General features: G+C 60.4%; 25 protein-coding genes. 15 read left to right on the top strand and 10 right to left on the bottom strand.

Annotated features, from left to right (window positions below; all coding sequences use genetic code 11):
- The first annotated feature begins 20 nt into the window (after positions 1 to 20).
- The 13 genes from ACI2KA_RS18760 (at position 21) to ACI2KA_RS18700 (ending at position 11,394) form a co-directional block, all read left to right on the top strand.
- On the top strand, positions 21 to 689 hold the full coding sequence (locus ACI2KA_RS18760; RefSeq protein ID WP_404503963.1) for a 4-carboxy-4-hydroxy-2-oxoadipate aldolase/oxaloacetate decarboxylase: 669 nt from the start codon (positions 21 to 23) through the stop codon (positions 687 to 689).
- A gap of 74 nt (positions 690 to 763) precedes the next feature.
- Positions 764 to 1,216 carry a tripartite tricarboxylate transporter TctB family protein gene (locus ACI2KA_RS18755; protein ID WP_404503962.1) on the top strand — a complete coding sequence of 151 codons (453 nt, stop codon included), beginning with the start codon at positions 764 to 766 and terminating at the stop codon, positions 1,214 to 1,216.
- Positions 1,213 to 2,724 carry a tripartite tricarboxylate transporter permease gene (locus tag ACI2KA_RS18750; RefSeq protein ID WP_404503961.1) on the top strand — a complete coding sequence of 504 codons (1,512 nt, stop codon included), beginning with the start codon at positions 1,213 to 1,215 and terminating at the stop codon, positions 2,722 to 2,724. The genes ACI2KA_RS18755 and ACI2KA_RS18750 overlap by 4 nt, the downstream gene beginning before the upstream one ends.
- Before the next feature lie 43 nt (positions 2,725 to 2,767).
- Positions 2,768 to 3,754, top strand: a complete 987-nt coding sequence (gene denD, locus ACI2KA_RS18745; protein ID WP_404503960.1) for a D-erythronate dehydrogenase — start codon at positions 2,768 to 2,770, stop codon at positions 3,752 to 3,754.
- Positions 3,751 to 4,506, top strand: a complete 756-nt coding sequence (locus ACI2KA_RS18740; RefSeq protein ID WP_404503959.1) for an SDR family oxidoreductase — start codon at positions 3,751 to 3,753, stop codon at positions 4,504 to 4,506. The genes denD and ACI2KA_RS18740 overlap by 4 nt, the downstream gene beginning before the upstream one ends.
- Before the next feature lie 9 nt (positions 4,507 to 4,515).
- Positions 4,516 to 5,451 carry a 2-hydroxyacid dehydrogenase gene (locus tag ACI2KA_RS18735; RefSeq protein ID WP_404503958.1) on the top strand — a complete coding sequence of 312 codons (936 nt, stop codon included), beginning with the start codon at positions 4,516 to 4,518 and terminating at the stop codon, positions 5,449 to 5,451.
- Positions 5,452 to 5,632: 181 nt separating this feature from the next.
- The gene (locus tag ACI2KA_RS18730) at positions 5,633 to 6,436 is read left to right on the top strand and encodes an SDR family oxidoreductase (protein ID WP_404503957.1); all 804 of its coding nucleotides are present in this window, start codon (positions 5,633 to 5,635) and stop codon (positions 6,434 to 6,436) included.
- Positions 6,433 to 7,140 (top strand): amino acid ABC transporter permease, encoded by a 708-nt coding sequence (locus ACI2KA_RS18725; RefSeq protein WP_404503956.1) that lies wholly within the window; start codon positions 6,433 to 6,435, stop codon positions 7,138 to 7,140. Before ACI2KA_RS18730 ends, ACI2KA_RS18725 begins: the two co-directional genes overlap by 4 nt.
- Positions 7,137 to 7,898 carry an amino acid ABC transporter permease gene (locus ACI2KA_RS18720; RefSeq protein WP_404503955.1) on the top strand — a complete coding sequence of 254 codons (762 nt, stop codon included), beginning with the start codon at positions 7,137 to 7,139 and terminating at the stop codon, positions 7,896 to 7,898. Before ACI2KA_RS18725 ends, ACI2KA_RS18720 begins: the two co-directional genes overlap by 4 nt.
- On the top strand, positions 7,895 to 8,659 hold the full coding sequence (locus ACI2KA_RS18715; RefSeq protein WP_404503954.1) for an amino acid ABC transporter ATP-binding protein: 765 nt from the start codon (positions 7,895 to 7,897) through the stop codon (positions 8,657 to 8,659). Before ACI2KA_RS18720 ends, ACI2KA_RS18715 begins: the two co-directional genes overlap by 4 nt.
- Positions 8,660 to 8,692: 33 nt before the next feature.
- A complete protein-coding gene (locus tag ACI2KA_RS18710; protein ID WP_404503953.1) occupies positions 8,693 to 9,529 on the top strand; it encodes an ABC transporter substrate-binding protein in 837 nt (278 codons plus the stop codon).
- A gap of 94 nt (positions 9,530 to 9,623) precedes the next feature.
- A complete protein-coding gene (locus tag ACI2KA_RS18705) occupies positions 9,624 to 10,298 on the top strand; it encodes a 4-carboxy-4-hydroxy-2-oxoadipate aldolase/oxaloacetate decarboxylase (protein WP_404503952.1) in 675 nt (224 codons plus the stop codon).
- Between the two features lie 64 nt (positions 10,299 to 10,362).
- A complete protein-coding gene (locus tag ACI2KA_RS18700) occupies positions 10,363 to 11,394 on the top strand; it encodes an L-idonate 5-dehydrogenase (RefSeq protein ID WP_404503951.1) in 1,032 nt (343 codons plus the stop codon).
- 54 nt (positions 11,395 to 11,448) lie between these two features.
- Here the strand turns inward: ACI2KA_RS18700 and ctlX are convergent, their stop codons facing one another.
- Together ctlX and ACI2KA_RS18690 are read right to left on the bottom strand one after the other, a co-directional pair.
- Entirely contained in the window at positions 11,449 to 12,372 is a 924-nt protein-coding gene (gene ctlX, locus ACI2KA_RS18695; RefSeq protein ID WP_404503950.1) for a citrulline utilization hydrolase CtlX, read from the bottom strand.
- An 11-nt stretch (positions 12,373 to 12,383) separates the two neighbouring features.
- Complete coding sequence (locus ACI2KA_RS18690) at positions 12,384 to 13,433, bottom strand: ornithine cyclodeaminase (protein WP_404503949.1); 1,050 nt, start codon at positions 13,431 to 13,433, stop codon at positions 12,384 to 12,386.
- Positions 13,434 to 13,562: 129 nt separating this feature from the next.
- On the opposite strand from ACI2KA_RS18690, the gene ACI2KA_RS18685 reads away from it, so the two are divergent.
- Positions 13,563 to 14,000: an Lrp/AsnC family transcriptional regulator gene (locus ACI2KA_RS18685; protein ID WP_404503948.1), complete on the top strand. Its 438-nt coding sequence runs from the start codon at positions 13,563 to 13,565 to the stop codon at positions 13,998 to 14,000.
- Between the two features lie 37 nt (positions 14,001 to 14,037).
- On the opposite strand, the gene ACI2KA_RS18680 is transcribed toward ACI2KA_RS18685, so the two are convergent.
- Entirely contained in the window at positions 14,038 to 14,979 is a 942-nt protein-coding gene (locus tag ACI2KA_RS18680) for a GNAT family N-acetyltransferase (RefSeq protein ID WP_404503947.1), read from the bottom strand.
- 232 nt (positions 14,980 to 15,211) lie between these two features.
- On the opposite strand from ACI2KA_RS18680, the gene ACI2KA_RS18675 reads away from it, so the two are divergent.
- Positions 15,212 to 15,556: a hypothetical protein gene (locus tag ACI2KA_RS18675; RefSeq protein ID WP_404503946.1), complete on the top strand. Its 345-nt coding sequence runs from the start codon at positions 15,212 to 15,214 to the stop codon at positions 15,554 to 15,556.
- Positions 15,557 to 15,583: 27 nt separating this feature from the next.
- On the opposite strand, the gene ACI2KA_RS18670 is transcribed toward ACI2KA_RS18675, so the two are convergent.
- From ACI2KA_RS18670 to ACI2KA_RS18640, 7 genes are all read right to left on the bottom strand, one after another.
- A complete protein-coding gene (locus ACI2KA_RS18670) occupies positions 15,584 to 16,732 on the bottom strand; it encodes an alpha-hydroxy acid oxidase (RefSeq protein WP_404503945.1) in 1,149 nt (382 codons plus the stop codon).
- Between the two features lie 49 nt (positions 16,733 to 16,781).
- Positions 16,782 to 18,455, bottom strand: coding sequence for an acyltransferase (locus ACI2KA_RS18665; protein ID WP_404503944.1), 1,674 nt, complete (start codon positions 18,453 to 18,455; stop codon positions 16,782 to 16,784).
- The gene (locus tag ACI2KA_RS18660) at positions 18,452 to 20,323 is read right to left on the bottom strand and encodes a DUF2264 domain-containing protein (protein ID WP_404503943.1); all 1,872 of its coding nucleotides are present in this window, start codon (positions 20,321 to 20,323) and stop codon (positions 18,452 to 18,454) included. Before ACI2KA_RS18660 ends, ACI2KA_RS18665 begins: the two co-directional genes overlap by 4 nt.
- A gap of 66 nt (positions 20,324 to 20,389) precedes the next feature.
- Positions 20,390 to 21,670: an ABC transporter substrate-binding protein gene (locus ACI2KA_RS18655; protein WP_404503941.1), complete on the bottom strand. Its 1,281-nt coding sequence runs from the start codon at positions 21,668 to 21,670 to the stop codon at positions 20,390 to 20,392.
- Positions 21,671 to 21,718: 48 nt separating this feature from the next.
- Positions 21,719 to 22,423: a DUF624 domain-containing protein gene (locus ACI2KA_RS18650; protein ID WP_404503940.1), complete on the bottom strand. Its 705-nt coding sequence runs from the start codon at positions 22,421 to 22,423 to the stop codon at positions 21,719 to 21,721.
- Positions 22,424 to 22,442: 19 nt separating this feature from the next.
- Positions 22,443 to 23,552, bottom strand: coding sequence for an ABC transporter ATP-binding protein (locus ACI2KA_RS18645; protein ID WP_404503939.1), 1,110 nt, complete (start codon positions 23,550 to 23,552; stop codon positions 22,443 to 22,445).
- Positions 23,553 to 23,565: 13 nt separating this feature from the next.
- On the bottom strand, positions 23,566 to 24,738 hold the full coding sequence (locus tag ACI2KA_RS18640) for a glycoside hydrolase family 88 protein (protein ID WP_404503938.1): 1,173 nt from the start codon (positions 24,736 to 24,738) through the stop codon (positions 23,566 to 23,568).
- Between the last annotated feature and the right edge of the window lies 1 nt (position 24,739).

Here is a 24,739-nt window from a genome sequence, read left to right as displayed (position 1 = left end):
TGTTGAAAGGAATCCGGCCAATGGCCCATGTCATCCGCAATTTCCAGCGCCCCTCCAGGGCCGATATCGAGGCGATCGGCAAGTTCAGCCCCGCCACCATTCACGAGGCGCAGGGCAAGCTCGGCGCGCTCGATTATCGTATCAAGCCGATCAAGCCCGGCCTGAAAATCTGCGGCCCGGCAATTACCGCGAAATGCCACATCGGCGACAATCTGATGATTTTCGAAGCCATCAATCTGGCAAAGCCCGGCGATGTACTGGTCATCGATGGCGGCGACAATCCCAATCAGGGCGGCTTTGGTGATGTGCTGGCCGCCGCCTGCATCGGCAAGGGCATCGTCGGTTTCGTGGTCAGCGCCGCCGTGCGTGACGGCAAGGGGCTGCGCGAGATCGGTTTCCCGGTATTCTCGCTCGGGCTTTGCATGAAGGGCACCTCCAAGGACACGCTCGGCACCATCAATCATCCGGTCGTGGTGGGCGGTGAACTGATCAGCCCCGGTGATATCGTCTGCGGCGACGATGACGGCGTCGTCGTGGTTCGTGAGAAGGATATCGCCAAACTCGTCAAGGCCTGCCAGGAGCGCGACGACCACGAGAACCACATGATGGACCTGCACCGCCAGGGCAAGATGGATATCGAGGATCGTTACGACATGATGCGCTCGAAGGGATGCGTCTGGGCCGATTGAGCCAGCAATTCGGCAATCTGAATACGCCGTGTCGGGAGGCGCGGCGTATTCCGCAATGAGGAGGGGAGATAATCATGGCCGGACACGGCTCGAAATTGACGGCGAATATTCTGTCCGGGGCCTTTTTTCTGCTGGCCGCCGCCGGGCTTTATTACGGCGCGCGACCGCTGAGCATGGGCACCAATTTCCAGCCCGGCCCGGGTTACATGCCGACGGTCATTGCGGCATTGATGTTCGTGCTCGGCATCGCGCTGCTTTTGCAGGATTTGCTGGGAAACACACCGTCCGAAGCCTGGGTGGCGCCGAAAATGCGCCCGTTCTTGGCGGTGGCTGGCATTGCCGGATTTGCGCTGCTGATCGAGCCATTGGGCTTCATCGCCGCGGCTTTCGTGCTGATCGTGCTCGCCTGCATCGCCTATGGCAGGATCCGGCCGGTTGAGGTGCTGCTGCTTTCAGCGGTGCTCATCCTTGCCTGTATCCTCATTTTCGTTGTGGGTCTCGGACAGAGGATACCGCTGCTGCCATGACCGATCTTCTTTCCAATATCGTCCTCGGTTTCGGTGTGGCCGCCACGCCGGTAAACCTCTTTTATTGCCTGCTGGGTGTCACGCTCGGCACGATGATCGGCATCCTGCCGGGCATCGGCCCTTCCGCCACCGTGGCGCTGCTTCTGCCCATCACCTATACGATGCCGGATACGGCCGCACTGATCATGCTGGCGGGCATTTTCTATGGTGCGCAATATGGCGGTTCGACCACGGCGATCCTCGTCAATCTGCCGGGCGAATCCTCTTCCGTCGTCACCTGCATCGATGGTTATGCCATGGCCCGCCAGGGAAGGGCGGGTGTGGCGCTGGCCACGGCGGCGCTCGGGTCGTTTTTTGCCGGCACGGTGGCGACTGTCCTGATCGTTGTTGTCGCAAAGCCGCTTTCCGCCGTGGCACTGGCCTTCGGTCCGGCCGATTATTTCAGTCTGGTGATCTTCGGGCTTCTGTTTGCCGTGTTCCTGTCAAGCGGATCGCCGGTCAAGGCGGTCGGCATGGTCGCCTTCGGTATCGCGCTCAGCCTCGTCGGTATCGATCCGACATCCGGGGAGCAGCGTTTCACCTTCGGCATGGCCGAACTGTTCGACGGCATCGACTTCGTGGTGCTGGCCATCGGGCTTCTCGGCGTCAGCGAAATTCTCTTCAACCTGCAGCAGGGCGTGGAGCGTGATGCGGGTGCGGCAAAGACCGGATCGCTGATGCCCACGAAAGAAGATTTCAAGCAGGCCTTTCCGGCCGTGCTGCGCGGCACCGCGCTCGGCTCTTTCCTTGGCGTGCTGCCCGGTGGCGGTGCGATCATGAGTTCTTTCGCCAGCTATGCTTTGGAGCGCAAGATCGCCAAGGATCCGTCCCGTTTCGGCAAGGGCGCGATCGAAGGGCTGGCGGGGCCGGAAAGCGCCAATAATGCCGGCGCGCAGACCTCGTTCATTCCGCTTCTGACGCTCGGCATTCCCGCCAATGGCCTGATGGCGCTGATGGTCGGTGCAATGATGATCCAGGGCATTACGCCCGGCCCGGAGGTCATGCAGTCGCGGCCCGATCTTTTCTGGGGGCTGATCGCCAGCATGTGGGTGGGCAATCTTCTGCTCCTGGTGCTCAACCTGCCGCTAATCGGCATCTGGGTCCGTCTTCTCGGCATTCCCTACCGCTTTTTGTGCCCCGCCATCCTGATGTTCTGCGCCATCGGCGCTTACGGGCTCTCCTATAGCGTCGTGGATGTTCTGTTTTGCGCGATCTTCGGCATTGTCGGGTTCTTCCTGCGCAAGATCGGTTGCGAGCCGGCACCGCTGGTGCTGGGCTTCGTCCTCGGTCCGCTTCTGGAACAGAACATGCGCCTCGGACTGCTGATTTCGCAGGGCAATTTTTCGACATTCGTCACCCATCCGATCAGCGCCACCCTGCTCGCCTTGTCCGGCATGGTCGTCATCATGATGGCGATGCCGGCGATCATGCGCCGCCGCGAGGTGGTATTTCAGGGTGACGACGACTGACAATCAATCGAGCCGGCGCGGCCGGCCAAACAAAGGTGAAACAATGCATATTCTGATAATCGGCGCGGCCGGAATGATCGGCCGCAAATTGACCCAACGTCTTGCTTCTGACGGAACGCTTGGCGGCGAGAAGATCACCGAAATGACGCTGACGGATGTTTTCGAGCCGATTGCACCGAAGGGCTTCGGCGGCGCAGTGACCATCGAGCGCAGCGATCTGTCGAATGCCGGCGTGGCCGAAAAGCTGGTCGCAAAACGGCCGGATGTGATCTTCAACCTCGCCGCTGTGGTTTCGGGCGAGGCGGAGGCCGATTTCGAGAAAGGTTATCGAATCAATCTCGATGGCGGGCGTTCGCTGTTCGAAGCCATTCGTCTGGAACATCAAAAGGACGGATACCGGCCGCGCGTGGTCTTCTGCTCGTCGCTTGCCGTGTTCGGTTCGCCATTCCCCAAGGTCATCGGCGACGAGTTCCTGACCGCGCCACTGACCAGCTACGGCGCGCAGAAGGCGATCGTGGAACTGTTGCTTGCGGACTATAGCCGTCGTGGTTTCTTCGATGGCGTCAGCATCCGTCTGCCCACCATCTGCATCCGCCCCGGCAAGCCGAATGCGGCGGCTTCCGGCTTCTTTTCCAATATCCTGCGCGAACCGCTGGTGGGCCAGGAAGCGGTGCTGCCGGTTGCCGATACCGTGCGCCACTGGTTCGCCAGCCCACGCTCGGCCGTCGCCTTCCTGCTGCGCGCCGCGACCGTCGATCTCTCCGGGCTTGGCGTCCGCCGTAATCTCATCATGCCGGGGCTTTCGGCCACGGTGGCTGACGAGATCGAGGCACTGCGCGCCTTTGCCGGGGAAAAGGCGGTGGCGCTTATCAAGCGCGTTCCCGACGAGCGGATCATCCGGATCGTCGACGGCTGGGCCGAAGATTACGATCCACAGCTCGCACTGTCGCTTGGCTTCAGGGCGGAAACGTCCTTCGCCAAAATCATTCAGGCGCATGTGGAAGATGAGTTGGAGGGAAAAGCAGCATGACTGATGGAAAGATCGCGCTCGTTACGGGCGGAGGAACAGGGGTCGGCAAGGCGATTGCCAGAGCACTTCTGGAGGATGGTTACAATGTCGCGATCACCGGGCGGCGGCGGGAGGTTCTTGATGCTGCTGTTGCCGAATGGCGCGAACATGCAGACCGTGTTCTGGCCGTCGCGGCCGATGTTTCCGTTCCGGCCAATGTCGAACGGCTGTTTGCGGGCGTCATCGAGCGTTTCGGCCGTCTCGATCTTCTGGTGAACAATGCCGGCATGTCGGCGCCGGCGGTCCACATCGAAGATGTGCCGTTCGAAACCTGGAATGCGGTGGTCGGGGCCAATCTCACGGGCGCTTTCCTCTGCACCCAGGCGGCGTTTCGCCAGATGAAGGCGCAGTCGCCGCAGGGCGGGCGCATCATCAATAATGGCTCGATTTCGGCCACCACGCCGCGACCGCGATCCGCGCCCTATACCGCGACCAAACACGCGATCACCGGGCTTACGAAATCGTCCGCGCTGGATGGCCGGCCGTTCAACATTGCCTGCGGGCAGATCGATATCGGCAATGCCAGTACCGAGATGACGCGGGCCATGGCGACCGGCGTGCTGCAGGCCGATGGTAGCACGGCCGTCGAACCGACCATCGATGCCGGCATCGTCGCCAAGGCCGTCGTGCATATGGCCTCGCTGCCGCTGGAAGCAAATGTGCTGACCATGACCGTGATGGCAAGCGGCATGCCTTTCGTCGGTCGCGGGTAAGGAGTGCGCATGAAGCCCGATCTTCTGCAAACCTACCCGCTTCAGCCGCAGATCGAAGCCGAACTGCAAAAGCGCTTCCGGGTCCATCGCTGGCATGAAATATCCGACAAGCAGGCATTTCTGCAGGCCGAGGCGACGTCGATAAAGGCCGTCGTTACCGGCGGTCACATCGGGGTCGCGCCTGACCTTGCCGCCTGCCTGCCCGCTCTTGAAATCGTCGCCATCAACGGTGTCGGCTTTGACAAGGTTGATCTCGATCAGGCCCGCGCACGCGGCTTCCGGGTGACGAATACGCCGGATGTTCTGACCGAGGACGTGGCCGACTTGGCGATCGGTCTCTCCGTCATGCTGCTGCGCCAGCTCGTGCGCGCCGATCATCACGTTCGGTCGGGGGAGTGGAAAAAAGCCGAGATGCCGCTCGGGAACAAGGCCTCGCGGCGGCGTTACGGCATTTACGGACTTGGCCGCATCGGTCGCGCCATCGCGGCGCGGCTGGAGGCTTTTAATGCGGAAATCTCCTATTTCAGCCGGCAGAAACAGGATGTGGCCTATGAATATCATCCCACAGCCGTGTCGCTCGCGCGCGCCTGCGACGTCCTGATCGTCGCGGCGGCGGCCACGCCGGAGACAAGACACGCCATCAACCGTGAGGTGCTGGAGGCGCTCGGGCCGGACGGGGTTCTGGTCAATATCGCCAGAGGGTCGCTCGTCGATGAAAAGGCCCTGGTCGATATTCTCATCGCGGGTGGGTTGAAGGGGGCGGCACTCGATGTTTTCGAGAACGAACCGCATGTTCCCGAGGCGCTGATCGGCATGCGTAACGTGGTTCTTGCGCCCCATATCGGCGCTGCGACCCAGGAGACGCGGCTGGAAATGGGCGCTCTGGTTCTTGCCAATCTGGACGCGCATTTTGCCGGGAAGGATTTGCCGACGCCGGTTGTCTAGACGCTTATGCCGGTTCCGGCGGCGGCGGCAGCGATGGTCCGTTTCTCCGGCCGGACGGTGCGCTGCCGAAACTGTCGTCCGTATTCGCCATCCATACAAGTTGCTTATTACTCCAAAAAAAATCGGTCTTAGGCAAGCGATGAAAGCTTCACTAATGTTTGCTCAACGATAGGGGACAAACATGCCATTCTCAGACTACAAGACCGCACTCGTAACCGGCGCATCTTCCGGAATTGGCGCCGCCGTTGTCGAGCGCCTTTGCCGTGAGGGGCTGGAAGTGCATGCGGTTGCCAGAAGCGCGGATGCCCTGAACCAGCTGGCGAAACGCACGGGCTGCTTCGCCCATGCCATCGATGTGACGGACCGGCCGGCGCTCGCGAAACTGACCAGCGAGGTTGCATTCGATGTCCTCGTGAACAATGCCGGCGTCGACCGCCCGAAGAAATTTCTGGAAGCCGATGAGAGCGATATCGATCTGCTGATCGACGTCAACCTGCGTGCCGTGCTGCATCTGTGCCGCATGGTGGTGCCGGGCATGGTGTCGCGCGATCGCGGCCATGTCATCAACATTTCCTCCATCGCCGGCAACTACAATTTCGGCGGCAACTCCACCTATCATGCCAGCAAGGCCGGCGTGGCGATGCTGTCCAACCAGCTGCGCATCGATGCCTTCGGCAAACGTGTGCGGGTGACGGAAATCTGCCCCGGCCGCGTCGCAACCGACATTTTCAACCATGTTCACGGCGACGATCCGAGCATTCGCGAACGTTTCATTGACGGTTTCGAGCTGCCGCAGGCATCCGATATCGCCGATGCGATCGCCTTTGCCATTGCCGCACCCGTGGCCATGAATATTGGCCACATGGAAATTACCCCGACGCTTCAGGTCATGGGCGGGCTGCAGACGGCCAAGCCCCAGACGGTTGAAAATCGGCCGGCTGAAAATAAGGCGATGGCGGGTGGAGCCGGAGGAAAAGTCGCGTGAGCGGTTTTGACCTCTGGGCAATTCTGAACAATGCGGACTACGTCTCGATGCTTTTGCATGGCATCCAGATGACGTTCATCATCTATGCCGGTTCGTGGCTTCTGGCCATGTCGCTCGCCATTGTGCTGCTTGCCATCCGCCTGTCGCCTTTCCGCTTCGGTGATCCGCTGGTGGCGGCCTATGTCTCCTATCACCGCAACGTGCCGACCCTCGTACAGCTGATGCTCTGGTATTTCGGCGTGTTCACGCTGTTGCCGGGCGGGCTGGCCAGCTGGCTTTCCAGCCACAATGCCGAGGCGATCTTCGCCATTATCGGCCTCGGCCTCTGTCAGGCCGCCTATTTCAGCGAGGATCTGCGTTCCGGCGTTCGCTCCATCAATCCCGGCCAGATGGAGGCCGCACGTGCGCTCGGGCATAGTTATGTCTCGGCCATGCGTTTCGTCATCATGCCGCAGGGCGTCCGCAACGCGCTGCCACCGCTGATCAACCACAGCACCTCGTTGTTCAAGAACAGCAGTCTCGGTGTTCTGATCGGCGCACCGGAACTGACCCATGCGGTCAAGGAAGTCGAGAATCTGAGCTTCCGGACGTTCGAGGTCTATCTGGTCGCCACCGTGCTTTACCTGTTCTTCTCGCTGCTGATCATGGGTCTCGGAGCCTATATTTCCATGCGCGCCGATCCTCTGCGGAGGGCGCGGGCATGATCCACGACATGATCGCAATCATACAGGATTATTGGCTGCTGCTCCTGATCGGCCAATATCCCAACGGCCCGCTCGGCGGCCTTGCCAACACGCTCATCCTGTCGGCGCTCAGCATCGCGCTCGCCTTTCCCGTCAGCATCCTGATGGCGCTGGCGCGGCTGTCGAAATGGCGGGTCTTGCGTTGGCCAGTCACCGCCGTGGTGTATTTCACCCGCGGCGTGCCGCTTCTGATGCTCATCCTCTGGAGCTATTTTCTCGTTCCGCTCTGGACCGGCGCCGATGTGCCGAGTTTCGTGACGATGCTGACCACGCTCGTCATCTATCAGGGCGCTTTCATGAGCGAAGTCGTCCGCGCCGGCATCGTATCGCTGGGCACGGGGCAGATGGATGCGGCACGCGCGCTCGGCCACGGTTATTTCGGCGCGATGCGTTACATCATCCTGCCGCAGGCGCTCTACAACATGATCCCGAGCCTCATTTCGACCTTCGTGTCCACCATCAAGGATACGACGCTCGGTTATGTCATCAATGTGCCGGACCTGACCTTCGCGGCAAACCAGGTGAACAACCAGCTTTTGACCCAGCCCTTCCAGGTCTTCCTCATTCTGGCGCTGGTTTATTACGTCATCTGCTGGTCGCTCACCCATGTCGCCAATCTTGTCGAGCGGCGCATCGCCCGCCGGCGGGCCGGCCCGCGTGGCAAGCTTGCCGCTGACACGGCGCCGGCCCCCGCCAATATCGTTACGGAGCAGCTATGACCGCGCCAGTTTCCGCCACTCAGGACTACACCATCACGCTTTCGCAGGTCTGCAAAAGCTATGGCGATTATCAGGTGCTCAAGGATGTCAATGAAAACGTCACCCGTGGCGAAGTCGTTGTCATCTGCGGGCCGTCGGGCTCCGGCAAGTCCACTCTCATCCGCACGATCAACCGCCTTGAGGAGATCAGCAGCGGTGCAATCATGCTGGATGGCAGGAACATCCATGCCCAGATGCGCGCAAAGGAGCTAAATGCGCTGCGCAGCCGGGTGGGTTTCGTCTTCCAGAGCTTCAACCTCTTTCCGCATCTTTCGGTGGTCGAGAATGTCTCCATGTCGCCGATCCGGGTGAAGGGCGTCGCTCCGGCCGTCGCCCATGACAAGGCGCTGAAGCTTCTTGATCGCGTCGGCCTTGCCGACAAGGCCGGTTCCTATCCCGCCCAGCTTTCCGGCGGCCAGCAGCAGCGCGTCGCCATCGCGCGGGCGCTCGCCATGGAGCCGCCCGTCATGCTGTTCGACGAGCCGACCTCAGCGCTTGATCCGGAAATGGTCGGCGAGGTGCTCGCGGTCATGAAGAGCCTCGCCGCTGAAGGCATGACCATGCTCTGCGTCACCCATGAAATGGGCTTTGCCCGTGAAGTGGCCGACCGCATCTGGTTCATCGATGCCGGGCGCATTCTCGAAACGGCAAAACCCGACGAGTTTTTCAAAAATCCGCAACATCCGCGTGCCCAGCGGTTTCTCGCCGATCTCAGGCACTAGGACCAAACCTCTATAATAACAGGGAGAACTGAAATGAACTGGAAGTGCATTACTCTTACCGCCGCAATCGCCACCGCGGCTGCAGTCCTGCCGGCCAAGGCCGACCAGCTCGACACGATCATGGCGAACAAGACGCTGCGTTGCGCGACATTCGCAGACGTACCGCCATTTGCCTCGCCGGACCCGAAGACGCGCGAAATGGCCGGCTTTGACGTTGATCTGTGCGGCGCCATCGCCAAGGAACTCGGCGTCAAGGCCGAGATCAAGCCGGTGTCGGTCGAAGCCCGCGTTCCCGAAGTCAAGCTCGGCCGCGTCGATCTCTCGGTTGCCAACCTTGCCTATACCCAGAGCCGCGCCGAACAGATCCAGTTCAGCGATCCCTATTACCTGGCGAAGGAAATGCTGATCGTTCCGGTCGACGACCCCGGCACCAAGAAGTCCGATTTCGTCGGCCAGCGCATCGCGTCCAGCAAGGGCTCGACGTCGGAACTCTCCGTCAAGCTCAACAAGTCCGAGCCGCTGACCTTCCAGGACACGGCGTCCGCCTATCTCGCCGTGCAGCAGGGCAAGGCGCGCGGCATCGTCGGCAACACCATGACGATGACCAAGTTCGTTAACGAATCCAAGACCAAGGGCAAGCCGATGCGGATGATCGAAGAGCCGATGCTCTTCCAGCCTATCGGCATCGGCATGGCCAAGGACAATCCGGCACTGACCGCGAAGATCAACGAGATTCTCCGCAAGCTCGATACGGATGGCGAGATCAATCGCATCTGGGACAAGTGGCTTGGCCCGAACACCGAATACAAGATGACGCGCACCGACAAGGTCGTGCCTCTGTCCGAACTGAAGTTCGATCCGATCCCCTGAGCTTCGGCTCAGCCTCGGCCATCATTTCATCCATTCAACACCATCATCGGTCGGCGAGACGTTCTCGCCGACGGTTTCAACGTGGGAGGTTTTCATGATCCACATTAAAGATATCGCACAGCGCCCCACCCAGGCGGATGTCGACGCCCTTGCCAAATTCTCTCCTGCCACGATCCATGAGGCGCAGGGACGCCGCGGCGCATTGTCATCCCGGCTGAAGCCGGTCGATTATCGCATGAAGCTCTGCGGCCCGGCCTTCACGGTCAAATGCGCGCCGCGCGACAACATCATGCTGCAGCTTGCCATCAACTATGCCAAGCCGGGCGACATCATCGTCGTTTCCGCCGGCGAATATGAAGAAGCGGGTTCCTTCGGCGACGTGCTCGCCAATGCCTGCCTCGCAAAGGGCATCGGCGGTCTGGTGACCGATACCGGCGTGCGCGACACGCTGCAGCTGCGAGACCTCGGCTTTCCGGTCTTTTCGCTCAGCGTCTGCATCAAGGGCACGGTCAAGGAGACCATTGCCGCGGTCAACGATCAGGTGATCGTCGGCGGCGAGATCATCAATCCGGGCGATATCATTGTCGGTGATGCCGACGGTCTCGTCGTCGTCAGACGTGATGAAGCGCAGGAAGCAGCCAGGCTTTCGCAGGCCCGCGAAGATGCCGAGGCGGGTTACATCGAAGCCTACAAGCAGGGCAAGTCGGTGATCGAGGTCAGCAAACTCGAGCCGGTTCTGAAAGCCAAGGGCCTCGTGGTCGATATCTGAGAAATCCGGGGCAACGGCCTGGCGGCAACAGCCGTCAGGCCAGGCCCCAATCGGAGGAGCGAATATGAAAGCAGTTGTCATCCACGCGGCCAAGGATTTGCGGATCGAGGAACGGCCGGCCGAACAGCCCGGTCCCGGGCAGGTCGAGGTCGCCATCGAGGCGGGTGGCATCTGCGGCTCCGACCTGCATTATTACAATCATGGCGGCTTCGGCACCGTGCGTGTGCGTGAGCCGATGATCCTCGGCCATGAGGTAGCCGGCACCATCAAGGCGTTGGGGGAGGGTGTCGCCGGTCTCGCCGTCGGCGACCGCGTTGCCGTATCGCCGAGCCGGCCCTGCAAGCATTGCGAATTCTGCCTGAAAGGCCAGCAGAACCAGTGCCTGAACATGCGTTTTTATGGCTCCGCCATGCCCATGCCGCATATTCAGGGCGCATTCCGCCAGCGCCTCGTTGCCGAGGCCTACCAGTGCCACAAGGTGCGGGATGGTGTCTCCATCCATGAAGCGGCCATGGCCGAACCTTTTGCGGTCACGCTGCATGGCGTCAACCGCGCCGGCGCCTTGACCGACAAGCGGGTTCTGGTCACCGGCTGCGGGCCGATCGGTGCGCTTGCCATCATCGCCGCCCGCGCCCATGGCGCCCGGGAAATCGTCGCGACCGATGTCATGGATGCGGTTCTGCGAAAGGCGCTCGCTATCGGCGCCGATCGTGTCATCAATGTCGCCAGCGACCCGGATGCGTTATCAGCCTATTCGGCGAACAAGGGCTATTTCGATGTGCAATTCGAAGCCTCCGGAAACGAAAGGGCAGTCCGGTCAGGTCTCGAAGCGCTGAAACCGCGCTCCACCGTGGTTCAGCTCGGTCTCGGCGGCGATGTTTCCATTCCGCAGAACATGGTGGTGGCGAAGGAAATCGAGATGAAGGGCACCTTTCGGTTCCATGAGGAATTCGGCCTGGCCGTCGATTTCATCAACCAGCGTCGCGTTGACCTTAAACCCCTGCTCACCGGTACTTTCCCTTTGGAGGAGGCGGTCACGGCATTTGAAGCCGCAGGCGACAGAAGCAGGTCTATGAAGGTTCAACTCGCGTTTTGATCGGGCGGCGGGGAATAAAGGCGTAGCTGGTCCTGCGCCCGTTTGGATCACATCTCACCGCGGGGCCAGATGAATGCCGGCAAGCGTGCAGCGCACCGAACCTCCAGCTTTTTCGACGGTCGGTATGTCGAGTATGACTGGAACGGCGCTTTCGCGGATCGTGTCTTTCTGCTGTGCCGTCAGCGAGGCATAGGCAGTGGTCGAAAGGGCAAGGATGCGGCCGTCCCGTCCCTGCAGTTCCAGCGCGTTGCCGGCGAAGCGGCGGATCTGGGCATTGGTGAGCGCGATGATCCGCCGTCCCGAGCGCTCAAGCCGGGCGACGACTTCCGTGCGCCGGCGTTCGTTTGCAAGCATGTCGAGGCCGATCATGGCGTAATCCGTGCCGATGCACATCAGGACATTGGTGTGGTAGATCGGCACACCCGCCTCGTCGCGGGCGTCGAATACCATCGGCTCGAAATTGAAATGGGTCGAGAAGCGCTCGAGCGCGATCGGATCAGTGCGATCGGAGCGCACGGCATAAGCGACGCGGTCGATATGATCGAGCACCATGGCGCCGGTGCCTTCCAGAAAAAGCCCGTCCGGTTCGAGGCCGGAATAATCGATGATGTCCTGAACGCGATAGCGGCTCTTCAACATCTCGATGACATCCTGACGACGTTCCCGCCTGCGGCTTTCGGCCTTCATCGGGTAGATGGCGACATGGCCGCCGGCATGGGTGGAAAACCAGTTGTTGGGAAAGACGGAATCGGGTGTTTTCGTGCCTTCGTCTTCAAAGAGATGCACCGTCACGCCATGGCTCTCCAGCGTCTGCGCCGCACGGGTAATTTCCGCATGGGCGATGGCGCTGAGGTCCTCGCCGCTGTCGGGCGTCGCCTGAAAGCGGTTGTCGGCGGCGGTTTCGGTATTGATGGTGAAATGGTGCGGCCGCACCATGACGACGGCGGCCGGAGCCTGAACGGAATAGGTTCTTTTCATCCTTGTCCTCCTCAGGCCCGGGCGCGTTGCAGCATGCCGAAGAGATCACGCGGGTCATCCGGATCGGCAATGATGTCGATGTCCTGACAGAAGCTCGAGCCTTCGAGTTTGCCGCGCACGTAACGCAGGGCGGAAAAATCCTCTATGGCGAAACCGACGCTGTCAAACAGGGTGATCTGGCGTGTGTCCCGCCGGCCTTCGGCTTCGCCGGTGATGACTTTCCACAGCTCCGTCACCGGATAATCCGCGTCCATCTGCTGGATTTCACCCTCGATACGTGTCTGCGGCGGATATTCGACGAAGGTGTCGGCGCGCAGCAGAATATCCCGATGCAGCTCCGTCTTGCCGGGGCAGTCACCGCCTATGGCGTTGATGTGCACGCCGGCGCCGACCATATTGTCGGTCAGAATGGTGGCATATTGTTTGTCGGCGGTGCAGGTGGTGATGATACCGGCCCCTTCAATTGCGGCCTGGGCCGATTTGCACGGGACCACCGTCAGCCCACTTTCCTTCAGATTGGTGGCTGTCTTTTCCGTCGCGCGGGGATCGATATCGTAAAGGTGCACCTCTTCGATGCCGAGCACCGCTTTCATCGCCAGTGCCTGAAATTCCGCCTGCGCTCCGTTGCCGATCATCGCCATGACTTTGACGCCCTTCGGAGCGAGATACCGGGCGGCCATTGCCGAGGTGGCGGCGGTGCGCAGCGCCGTCAACAGGGTCATTTCCGTCAAGAGCACGGGGTAACCGGTGGAGACGGCCGCGAGCAGACCGAAGGCGGTGACCGTCTGAAGCCCTTCCGCCATGTTTTTCGGATGGCCGTTCACATATTTGAAGCCGTAGATCTCTCCGTCGGAGGTCGGCATCAGCTCAATGACGCCTTCGCGCGAATGCGAGGCGACACGCGGTGTCTTGTCGAAACATGGCCACCGGCGAAAATCCGCCTCGATGGTGTCGGTGAGTTCAACGAGCATCTGCTCTATACCGATATGATGCACCAGCCGCATCATGTTCTCGACGCTGACGAAAGGGATAAGGGCTTTTGGTGACGGGGACAGGGGCATGGGTCGACTCCTCACTTGCAAGAGCGAAGATACCGTCTGCGTCTGCTCAACCGAAATCGCAGAAGCTTGTTGTTTCTGACGTCATTTTGAACAATATGTTCAGTCCAACTATCAATTTCGTCAGTTTTCATGAGCATCGCAAAATACATACCGGATGAACTCGACCGGCAGATCATCGCTCATCTCAGGGTCGATGGCCGGGCGTCGCTTGCCAAGCTTTCCGATGCGCTGGGTGTCGCGCGCGGCACGGTGCAGAACCGGCTGGACCGGCTGACGGAAACCGGCACGCTGCTAGGTTTTACCGTGCGGATGCGGGAGGATTATGATGACCGTGCCGTGCATGCGGTGATGATGATCGAGGTCATGGGCAAATCGACAACGCAGGTCATTCGCAAGCTGCGTGGCATTGCCGAGATTTCCTCGCTCCACACCACCAACGGCAACTGGGATCTGGTGGCCAATATCCGTGCCGGCAGCCTCTCGGATTTTGATCGGGTGCTGCGCGAGGTGCGTATGATAGACGGTGTCTCGAACAGCGAAACCAGTCTTCTGCTGAGCAGCGTCTAGGCGCAGCCATCGGTTTGGCTGCGCGGTTCCGGTGACATCAGGCGTTCAGCGGCCGCACGAAGCGCTGTTCCAGAACCTCGCTTCCCCATTGACTGCCGGGACGCTGTTCGACGCAGGCAAAACCATGGGTCTCATAAAGGTGCCGGGCGGCCGTGAGGCCGTTGAATGTCCATAGATGGGTTTCGGCAAAGGCATTTTCATCGGCGAAGGCCAGAGCGGTCGCAAGCAGCCTGCGGCCCACACCGCTACCGCGCACACCGTCATCGACGATGAACCAGCGCAGATGCGCGATGTCTGATCCCAGGTCCTCGCCGTCGATGGCGACGGAGCCGATGATTTCCTGTCCGCGCATCGCGACCCAAATGGCGTTTTTCGGGTTTTCAAGCCGGTTGCAAAAGGTGGCGAGGCCTTCGGCCACAACGGATTCGAAACGCTGGCCGAAGCCGGATGTCCGGGCGTAATAAAGCGCATGCATCTGCGTGATACGGGCGATGATGCCGGGCCGGTAACCTTCGATGATTGGAATGGCAGGCATTGTCGCATCCACCCGGTCTCCCAGCGCGTCGGCGTAAAGACGAAGCCCGTCCAGAATGGTGTGGCCATCCGCCGGGGCAAGCCGCGAAAGGGCGTCCGAGACCTGCCGGTTGGCAAAGGCATGAATGGCTCTGACCCGCTCTCGTCCCCGTTCGGCGAGATGAAGCCGTTTGATACGGTTATCCTCCGGGTCCGTCTCCTCCAGAATATCTCCTGAGAGAACCAATTTGCGCAGCATGCGGCTGACACTTGATTTTTCAAGGCGCAGAAGCTTCGCCAGATCGCGTGCCGTTACGCCCGGACATGTCTCGACCTCGATCAGGGCATGAACGGCGGAAGGCGGCAGATCGGTGCCGGCAAAATCCCCGCCCATAAAACCGAGTTCGCGGACAAGCCGACGTGAGGTGGAGCGGATGTGATGGATGGGCATGAATTGTTCGGACATATCAAATCCATTATGGTTGCATTGTGCAACCATAATCACAGTCGACGTGTCCTGCCAAGTTTGGATTTCCTTAAAGTGCTGGATTTCTCCGCGAAATCGGGCAAGCTCCGCTTCAGCAACGCCGAGATGGCTTGGTTGAACGACCGCCATTAAGAAAGACCGTCCTCAAAGCCGTTTCCACAGAAGTCTTCGGAGAGGTTTTGACATTTAATTACCCGGCTATGGAGCCGATATGCCCGATACGCCTCGCTTCTTCCGTTATGCCGTCATGGCCGCAATGTTGCCCGTCGCCGTCCTCGGTATTGTGGGAACACCTAATGAATATCGCGCCATCGGTATCGAGGCTGTCGATTGCGACGGGCCAATATCGGTGCTGATCGCTGCCGTTCCGGCGCTTCTCGCTTATGCCATTATCGGCTGGCTGTTCCTGTCCGGCGTCAAGCGCCAACGCTCCCTGGTATCAGGCGGCATCTGCGTGCTGATATCTCTGGCGCTTATCTGGAACATCGGCCTGGCGCTTCACGAACATTGGCGAAATGCGGTGGAAATGGCCTGTGCTTCCAGCGGAAAGCTGTGATCCCGCGCTGATATCCGGGATACGGCGCTAGTCACGGAACCGCAGGTTTCGTCGCGTCAGTTGCTCGACAGTCGTGCAGCCCATCAGCTTCATGCCGCGTTCGATTTCGATGCGCATCAGTTCCAGCGCCCTTTCGACCCCGGGTTGGCCGGCGGCAGCGAGCGGGAAAAGGTAATAACGACCGAGCCCCACGGCCTTTGCTCCGAGGGACAGGGCTTTCAGAACATGGGTGCCGCGCTGCACGCCGCCATCCATCATCACGTCAATCCGGTCGCCGACCGCGTCGACGATTTCGGACAGCTGGTCGAAAGCACTGCGGGAGCCATCCAGCTGGCGACCGCCATGATTGGAGAGCACGATGCCGCTGCAGCCGATCTCCACGGCGCGGCGGGCGTCATCCACCGACATGACGCCCTTGAGGCAGAACGGCCCGCCCCATTCGCGCACCATCTCAGCCACATCGTCCCAATTCATCGAGGGATCGAGCATTTCGGTGAAATAGCGGCTGATGGACAGCGCACCGCCATCCATTTTGATGTGGCCGTCGAGTTGTGGCAGGCTGAAGCGCTCATGCGTCAGATAGTTGATGCCCCAGGCCGGTTTGATGGCAAATTGCGCGATGCCGGAGAGATTGAGCTTGAAGGGAATGGCAAAGCCGGTGCGCTTGTCGCGCTCGCGGTTTCCGCCCGTAATGCTGTCCACCGTCAGCATCATCGTCTCGACGCCGGCGCTTTTGGCGCGCGCCATCATATCGCGATTGAGGCCACGATCCTTGTGAAAATAAAACTGATAGACCTGCGGACCGCCGCTGATCCTGCGCGCTTCCTCAAGGCTCGTGGTGCCGAGCGAGGAGACGCCGAACATCGTGCCGAATTTTCCCGCCGCTGCCGCCACCGCCCGCTCTCCCTGATGGTGGAAGAGGCGTTGAAGCGCCGTCGGGGAGCAATAGACCGGCATGGAGAGCTTTTGGCCCATGACGGTCACCGACATATCTACGTCGGATACGCCGCGCAGCACATCCGGAACGAGATCGCAATTTTCAAAGGCGGCCGTATTTCGCCGATACGTCACTTCGTCGTCGGCAGCGCCGTCTATGTAGTTGAAGATCGGCCCGGGAAGACGCTGCTTGGCCATGCGGCGAAAATCGTGAAAATTATAGCAGTCTTTGAGTTGCATCTGTCGCTCGACCGGTCCGGTTTGAAGGCTCCAAAAGAATGTCGGAAACCTATACCGGGGATTTGGGCCGGGCAATCGTATCGCCGACGATTTCCGCAGGCTCGAAGCGGTGAACACCGCGGGGTCGGAACGGCAGGAACTGTTCCGCTCCGAGAAGTTTCGCGGCAAGCCAGAGGACCGACATCCACATTTCCGTGCCCTGCAGCCCGGCCGGATGCCCCTCGGCGAAGGCAAATCCCCTGCCCTTTTGCCATCGCCCCTCGTTGCGGCGCAGAATTTCGCGGGCGATCTCCTTTGCTTCGTTTCGCCGGTGATCCGTCTGTTTCAGGCACAGAAGCAAAGGATGGATCGTATCGAGCAGGTTGCAGGCGTTAAATTCCGCGCCATGAAAGCCGCGATAGGCGTGATAATTGGCGATGATGGAGTCGATTGCCGCCTCTGGATAGGGCAAGGGCAGACCAAACTGGGCGTAGGAGCCGCGCGTGAGACGGTAAAAGCCATTGACCGGTTGCAGCAGGCCCTGTGCGGCCGTCGGTTCACCCCAAAGCCCGGTGGTGCCTTTGGCATTCATCGTGAGCCAGCCGAAGAGAACGGCAAGATTGTCACCCGATGTGAAATAGCGCCTGTTGAAATAAAGCGCAGTGGCGAGGGCGTCGATGGTGGCGCCGCAATGCCACGCACGGCTTTGCCACGGCAGTTCTTCCAGCAGACGGGTCAGTTCCCCGGCGCGCATGTGCTCGACAAAGGTGATGGCGTGTTTCGGGGCGGCGCCAAAACATTCGAGCGCATATCCGATAGCGAGAATATTGTAGAGGATGCCGGGATCGTGCTCCGGCGGCGCATCCGCAGCAGGCTTTTCGGCGGCGAAAAACAGTCCCGTTTGCGCATCCTGCATAGCCTGCAGGCCGGTCACGGTCCTTTCGGCGTCGAAGGCAGTTCTTTCCTGCCCGAAGGCTGCGGCGATTTCGATAGCGTCGCACAGATGTCTGGCGCTTCCAACGACTTGCCCGGATGCATCGGCTGAATGATAGGCGCCTTCTGTCTCATAGGCACGAATGGCTGCCAGCCAGTCGCCGGCGATTTCCCCGCCGAGCTTCCGCAGCACGGGTTCTATTTCCGGGAGGCTTGACGCAGCCGTTTTCTCTCCGCGATATCGCAGGACCCGGGCCGGAATGCCGCCGGCAATGGCCATGGCGGGAATATCCTTCGCCACCACCGCGCCGGCCGCGATAATCGCCCCGCGTCCAATCTTCACGCCATCCAGAACCACCGCATTGGCGCCGATCCAGACATCGTCGCCGATCTCTATGCCAAGCGAAGTCAGCGGCTGGCGATAGATGGGGGTTTCGGTGTCGTCAAAACCGTGGTTGAAGCCGACGATGCTGACGTGGGAAGCGATGCGCACCCCGTTGCCGATGGTCACCTTGCCGGAAAGACAGGCATAGGGATTGATCGAAACATTTTCGCCAAGCCCGATATCGCCGCGCACGATTGCGTAGCCGGCAATCCAGGACTGTGCGCCCATCAGCAGCCTGTCCGTATGCACCTCTGCCCTGGCGGCAATGTAAACGCCTTGCCCGAAAACGGCGTTGGCAGAGCGTTCAAGGCCGCGCAAGCGTGCCTGATGATCGAGACTGTTTATATCCTCCTGGTTCCGCTCCCAGGTCAGGACGTTCAGTCGGTCATGCCTCTGGGAAACAGTCGAGGGTTCGTCCGTCGTCATGGTCGGCCCGTGTGGTTTTCATCGAGCGCAAAGGCTGGAACACGTCGTCCTTCACGCCTGAACGCCTCTTCGAGCCCGGCGAGATCGGGAGCGTCCGGCGCGGTTGCCAATGCCGTTTCCGCGACCTTGCCGGCAGGTAGCGCCATGGAGGCCGCCATCAGCAACGTTTCGCCGGACGGAACGGTGCCGCGCAATTGCGGAATGAGGGTTCTGGCGTGGATGAGGTTGGTGTTGGCGATGGCCTGATGGCACAATCCCTCCCGACGAATTCCGGCCGAAAGATCGACAATAATGCTTGTGTCGCTTTGCCCGTAACACACGGCGCGGCCTTCTTCCGCCCGGGTTCGGTCGCGGTTGAAGTCGGCGCGTTCTATGGCGAAACCACCTTCGGACGTTTGCAGAGGCCGCGGGGTCCGGATGCGGTGCAGCCTGATATGCCAGGGATTTTGCGGCACGAGCCAGGTCTCGATCTCCACATCCGGCCATGGTCGCCAACGGGAATAGAGGCAGTCTTTGACGATCAATGCCTCTTCCATCGTCTCGCGAGTGCGGAAATGCACGCCATCGTCGGAGAGACCCAGCATGCCGTCGAAACTTGCCGCGGCGAAGTGCCGGTCATCCGCCTCGACATTGAAGGCATAACGGGTGGAATAGACGAATTTCGAATATTTCTCCTGCGCGCCGCGCATCCTGTCATGCTGCTGCCCGGAGGATAAGACGACGACATTGCCCGGCGTATGAAAGGCCACCATGCCGGGTTCCGGCAATGGTATCGGCTCGGGAAATTGCTGCGGCTCCGCCTCCGGCGCCATCCAGAAAGGATGGTCGGCCGGCAGCGCCAGCGGCAGGAAAAATTTGAGTGCCCAATAGGGGGAGCAGGGAGAATTGTAGCTCTCGCTCATCAGCAGGTTCGGATAGCCATATCCGACGGACAGAACGCCGTCGCGATCGGCGATGGGCCGCTTCGACCACCAGCGGATATGGCGCATATAATAACCCTTGACCTCCGGCCACGGCAGCGCCTCCAGACCGGAAAAGGCAAGAGCGCCCCAGAAGCCGCCCGCCGCAAAACGATAGGTCTGGCTGCGCCCGAAGGCGAGCGAGGCCCCGTCCGGCCCGAACCAGTGACGCATGTCGCGGGCGAAAATGCGCGAGCGTTCGATGAACCGCGCTTTGCGTGCGCCGTCGCCTTTCGCCAGTACCGTGTAGATCAGGCCGTAAAAATGCATGGCGAAGGGGATATAATGATCGACGCGTCGCACCGGCCCGTCGCGATACCAGCCGTTGCCGATATCGAAAGCCTCAAGCTCGTCGAGATAGGTCTGGGTCTTGGCGCGGTCGAATTCCACACCCACCCGCTCCAGCCCGAGATCGATCAGGACGCGGAAGAATTTCCAGTTATTGTCGACAAATTCCCGGTCGCGCGCGGCCAGGAGATAAGCGGCGATAATCCGCCTGTCGGCGTCGGCAAGCGGCTCCCATATGTGTTCGGGAACCATGGCAAGTGCAAATCCTATGGCCGCCAGCTCGACCAGCCGCTGGTGCCGGTCGGCGGTATCACCCCAATATTCCGGGTGGGCAGGATTGGTGCCGTTGGCCAGCCCGCGCCGGTAGAGATCCCAGTGCGGAAAGTCATACCCCCCGGCGGCAAGCGGGACGATGCCCCATAAGGGCCGGGCAAAACCCTCCAGTTCCGCCGCGGGAAAATCGAAGATTGCCCCCGTTGCCCCAAGCCGGACGCGTGCGCCGCCGGCTGAAAAACAGGCAAGCAGCGGGTTGAAAAGGTCGATCACCGCCTTTGCGAGATCGTCCCGCCTGCGAAGCGGGTTGTGAAAGAGCGGGTTGGCCGCGGTGCTGTCGTCAGGCACGATTATCAATTTCCGGTCATGATCAGATCAAAGGGCCGCGGGCTCATCGCCCGCGGCCCATGGCAATTATTTGATGGCCTTGACGCCGTCATTCATGTCCTTGATGCCGTCATCAATGGCGATATTGTCGGTCATCAATGCGTCATGCACCCGGTTCAGGACCACTTCGATCTTGGCCGCATTCGGGTTGACCGCCATTTCCAGATAGGCCTTGCCCGCCTGCAGGGCGTCCTTGCTGGCCTGATCCTGCGGGAAGCCCGGCAGCGCGGCGATCTTCTCGGCCACGTCATCGGTTCTGAGCGCCGGGAAGGTGCCGGTAGAGGCGATGATGGCGGCGCCCTCGGCTCCGGTCACGAAATGGATGAAATCCAGCGCCGCGTCCTTGTGGCCGGAATTGGCGTTGACCGACAGTCCGGAAATCTGCGCGGCCGTCGCACCCGCGGCAACGCCGTCAGGATGCGGGAATTTCACGATGCCCCAATTGACGCTTTTCGACTCGCCCGATTTCACCTTGGCGATCTGGGTGCCCACGAACCATGTGCCCATCGGCAGCATGCCGATCGTTCCGTTGAAGAACAGAGCCGAATAATGGGTGTTGGATGTCTTCAGCGAGGCATAGGACGGTATTGCACCGCTCTTCTGCAGGGCAAGCGCGCGCTCGTACCAGGGTTTCAGGAATTCGTAATTCCCATCCACCAGCGTGTGCTTGCCATCCTGAATGCCGGGCAGCTGCACCGTCGAGCGCCAGGTGTGCAACAGCGCGCCGTAGATGCGGTTGGCGCCCATGCCGCCCTTCAGCTTGCCGGCGATTTCATCGAATTGCGCCCAGCTCATGTCATTGGTGGGGTAGGGCACGCCCGCCTTGTCGAAAATATCCTTGTTGTAATAGACCACCCAGAAATCCGAGCGGAACGGCAGTGCGTAGATTTTGCCGTCGACGGTCAGTTCCTCGATAAGGCCGCCATAAGGAGCCGTTTCGATCTTCTGGTCCTTGATGAAGCCGCTAAGGTCGGTGATATTGCCGGCACGCACCAGATTGGCGTAGCCGGGCACGTCCTTGATGGTGACGATATCGATATCCTTGGAGCCGCCGGTCAGCTGCGTGGATATCATCTGTGTATAGTCCTGCGATCCGAGGTCGACCGCTTCGAACTTCACGTTCGGATGTTTACTCTGATAGGCATCCATCAGCGGTTTGTAATAGGCGACCTTGTCGAGATCCCAAAGAGCCCATTTCAAGGTGACAGGCGCATCGCCCGCAGCGTATGCCGTTCCTCCCATGCCCATGGCAATGCCGAGACCGGCGGTTGCGAGAGCAAATGCACGTCTTGTTGTCTTAAACTCCATAGCCCATTTCTCCTTCCCTGACTGATGTCGTTCGATCCTTGGTCTTCCTTAAAGGCCGCTCCCCGCCGGTTCCGGCAACCGCCGACGCTTTTCCGCAGCGACGTTTCTTGCCGCGAAACACAGTGCGAACATGCCGAGCGAAAAATTCATGGTTGCCGGCATGAAGACCGACACGGGGTAAAACAGGATATGCGCGATCCAGAGCGCCGCGACGAAACCGAGTGCCGCCAGCATGGGCAGCGGCTTGGCGAGCGCAAAGAACGCCGCCTGCCGCAGCGTTTCCCAAAGCGACAGATCCTGTCTCGCCAGGAGAACGGTGGCATAGGCGCTGAGGAGGATCAGGAACAGCGTCACCGCCAGACTGATCGCAAACGGCAGGCTGTAGACGAGTTGAAGCCGGGCAGCCCCGGCATAGCTGGTGGTCGCATAGATACCGGCGGCGACCAGCAGCCCGCTCACAGCCGCGAGCGCGGTGCCGCGTGCCGCGAACCTTTTGAACGCCTCGAGGAAATCGCGCAGCAGATAGGTATTTTCGTCCCTTGCGAAGGAAACGCAGACGCGGGCCATGGCCAGCATCGCCGCCGGCATCGTCACCACCGGCAGGCTGGCGATGATGAAGAGAAGATTGAGCTTCACCATCTCCCACCATTCACGCCTAAGGATATCGAGGAACAGGGCAAGGCCGGTCAGCGGCGGGGCGTTCTTGTCGATCCCGGCTCCTTCCTTTGTCCATAATCCTTCCAGCCACTGCATCGCGTTTCTCCTGGCCGCCTCAATAAAGGATCGATTGTTCGGTGGCGGGATCGAAAAGCTGTGCATTCGTCAGATCGGCCACCAGCTCGACGGGGTCGCCGATCTTCGCCCTGAAACGCGGTGAAACGCGTGCGACGAGGTTTTTACCGCCGGAGACGAGATTGAGATGCACTTCTGATCCCATCGGTTCCGCCAGTTCCACCGTCGCCCTGAAGGGCGCGACATTGGTGGCATCGATGTCCGCCGGCGCGAATTCGTGGAAATTTTCCGGGCGGATGCCCAGAACAATGTCCTTTCCCTCGTAGGCGAGCAGGCGTCCGGCATCGATATCCGCCGGAAGAGGCAGGGGAGTGCCGTCGAAGAGGGCGGTGAAACGGTCGCCACTACGGCGCAGCGTTACGGGAAGCATGTTCATCTGCGGTGCGCCGATGAAGCCCGCGACGAACATGTTGATCGGCCGGTCATAGAGATTTTGCGGCGTATCCACCTGCTGGATATGGCCGTCCTTCATCACCACGATGCGGTCCGCCATGGTCATGGCCTCCACCTGATCATGGGTGACGTAAATGAAGGTGGCGTCCAGCCGCTTGTGCAGCTTGGAAATTTCCGACCGCATCGTGCCGCGCAGCTTGGCATCCAGATTGGAAAGCGGCTCATCGAGCAGGAAGACCTCCGGATTGCGCACCATGGCCCGGCCGAGGGCCACACGCTGGCGCTGGCCGCCGGACAGCGCCTTCGGCTTGCGGTTCAAGAGATGGGTGATGTCGAGAATTTTCGCCGCATCCTTGACCTTGGTGTCGATGAGATCGCGCGGGGCCTTTCTGAGTTCGAGGCCGAAGGCCATGTTCTTATAGACCGTCATATGCGGATAAAGCGCATAATTCTGGAACACCATGGCGATGTCGCGATCCTTGGAGGGCACGTCATTCATCACGTCCTCGCCGATGCGCAATTCGCCGCCGGAAATTTCCTCCAGCCCGGCGATCATCCGAAGCGTCGTGGATTTTCCGCATCCGGAAGGGCCGACCAGAATGATGAACTCCTTGTCGGCAATATCCAGATCGATGTCGTGAACGACCTTGAGCGCGCCGAAGGTCTTGTTGAGTTTTTTCAGGGAAATGCTTGCCATCTGTGCCTCGCGCTCACCAATAGGAAGACCAGTTGCGCGAAAGCCGGATCAGCGCTTCCAGATAATAATAATCGCCCCAGGAGACGCATTCGTCGACGCCTTCGCCCCGGCAGGTATTGTGCGGCGTCTTCTTGGAATAGGTTCCGTGCAGAAGCTGGCCGTTGGAGATCGCGGGATCGCGAACCGAATAGATATCGGCCAGACTTTTCACCATGCGCCGTGCCAGGTCGCGATATTCTTCGGCTTTTTCCGACGTCTCCAGCTCCGCCATTTCCAGAAGGCCGCAGGCGACGATGGCCGCCGCCGAGCTGTCGCGCGGTTCGCCGTCGCCATCCGCAAAAATCAGGTCCCAATAGGGCACGAGATCATCGGGCAGGCGTTTGAGATAAAAGGCGAGAAGGCGCTCGAAGGTGTCGCGATAGGCGGGCAGGCGCTCGTAGCGATAGGAAATGGCCATGCCGGCAATACCCCAGGCCTGCCCGCGCGCCCAGTAGCTCTCGTCGCTGTAACCCTGCTTCGTCACGCCGCGCACCGGTGCACCGGTCTCCGGGTCCATGTAAAATGTATGATAGGTGGAATCATCCGGCCGGACGGAATGGGCAAGCGTGGTGCGGGCATGGGCAAGTGCCACTGTGCGGTAGTCTTCCCGGCCCGTTTCGCGGCTTGCCCAATAAAGCAGCGGCAGGTTCAAAAGGCAGTCGATGATGTAGCGATATTCGTTGGGATTATCCCTGCGGCCCCAGGCCTGGATGAATTGCCCGACCGGCTGGAACCGTTCCATCAGCTGGTCTGCGGCCATCAGCGCCGCGCGTCTGCCATCCTCATCCCCCACCAGTTTCCATGCAGCGATGCAGGAGGGTGAATAGAGAAAGCCCATATCGTGATGGTCGGTCTCGATGCGGTTTTCGATACGGTGCAGGAAACTCTGTACCTGGATTTGCGCCGCATGCTGAAAGGTCCTGTCGCCGGTATGCTCGAAGGCAAGCCATATCTGGCCCGGCCAGAAACCGGCGGTCCATTGGTCGTTGGCGACTGGGGGGTAAAAATTCTTCACGCTTGAATGGTTCTGCGCCGCATAGGTAAATTGCGGCAGGTTGCGCCTGACCTGTGCGACGGCCACGGCCAGCGCCGCATCGATTTCGGCGTCTGTGATCGGGGTTGGAACGGACGTGATCAGATCGAGCATG

Origin of the sequence: Agrobacterium sp. NPDC089420, from assembly GCF_044900305.1 — a bacterium.
GTDB lineage: Bacteria > Pseudomonadota > Alphaproteobacteria > Rhizobiales > Rhizobiaceae > Agrobacterium.
This window is presented reverse-complemented; position numbering and strand designations above follow the sequence as displayed.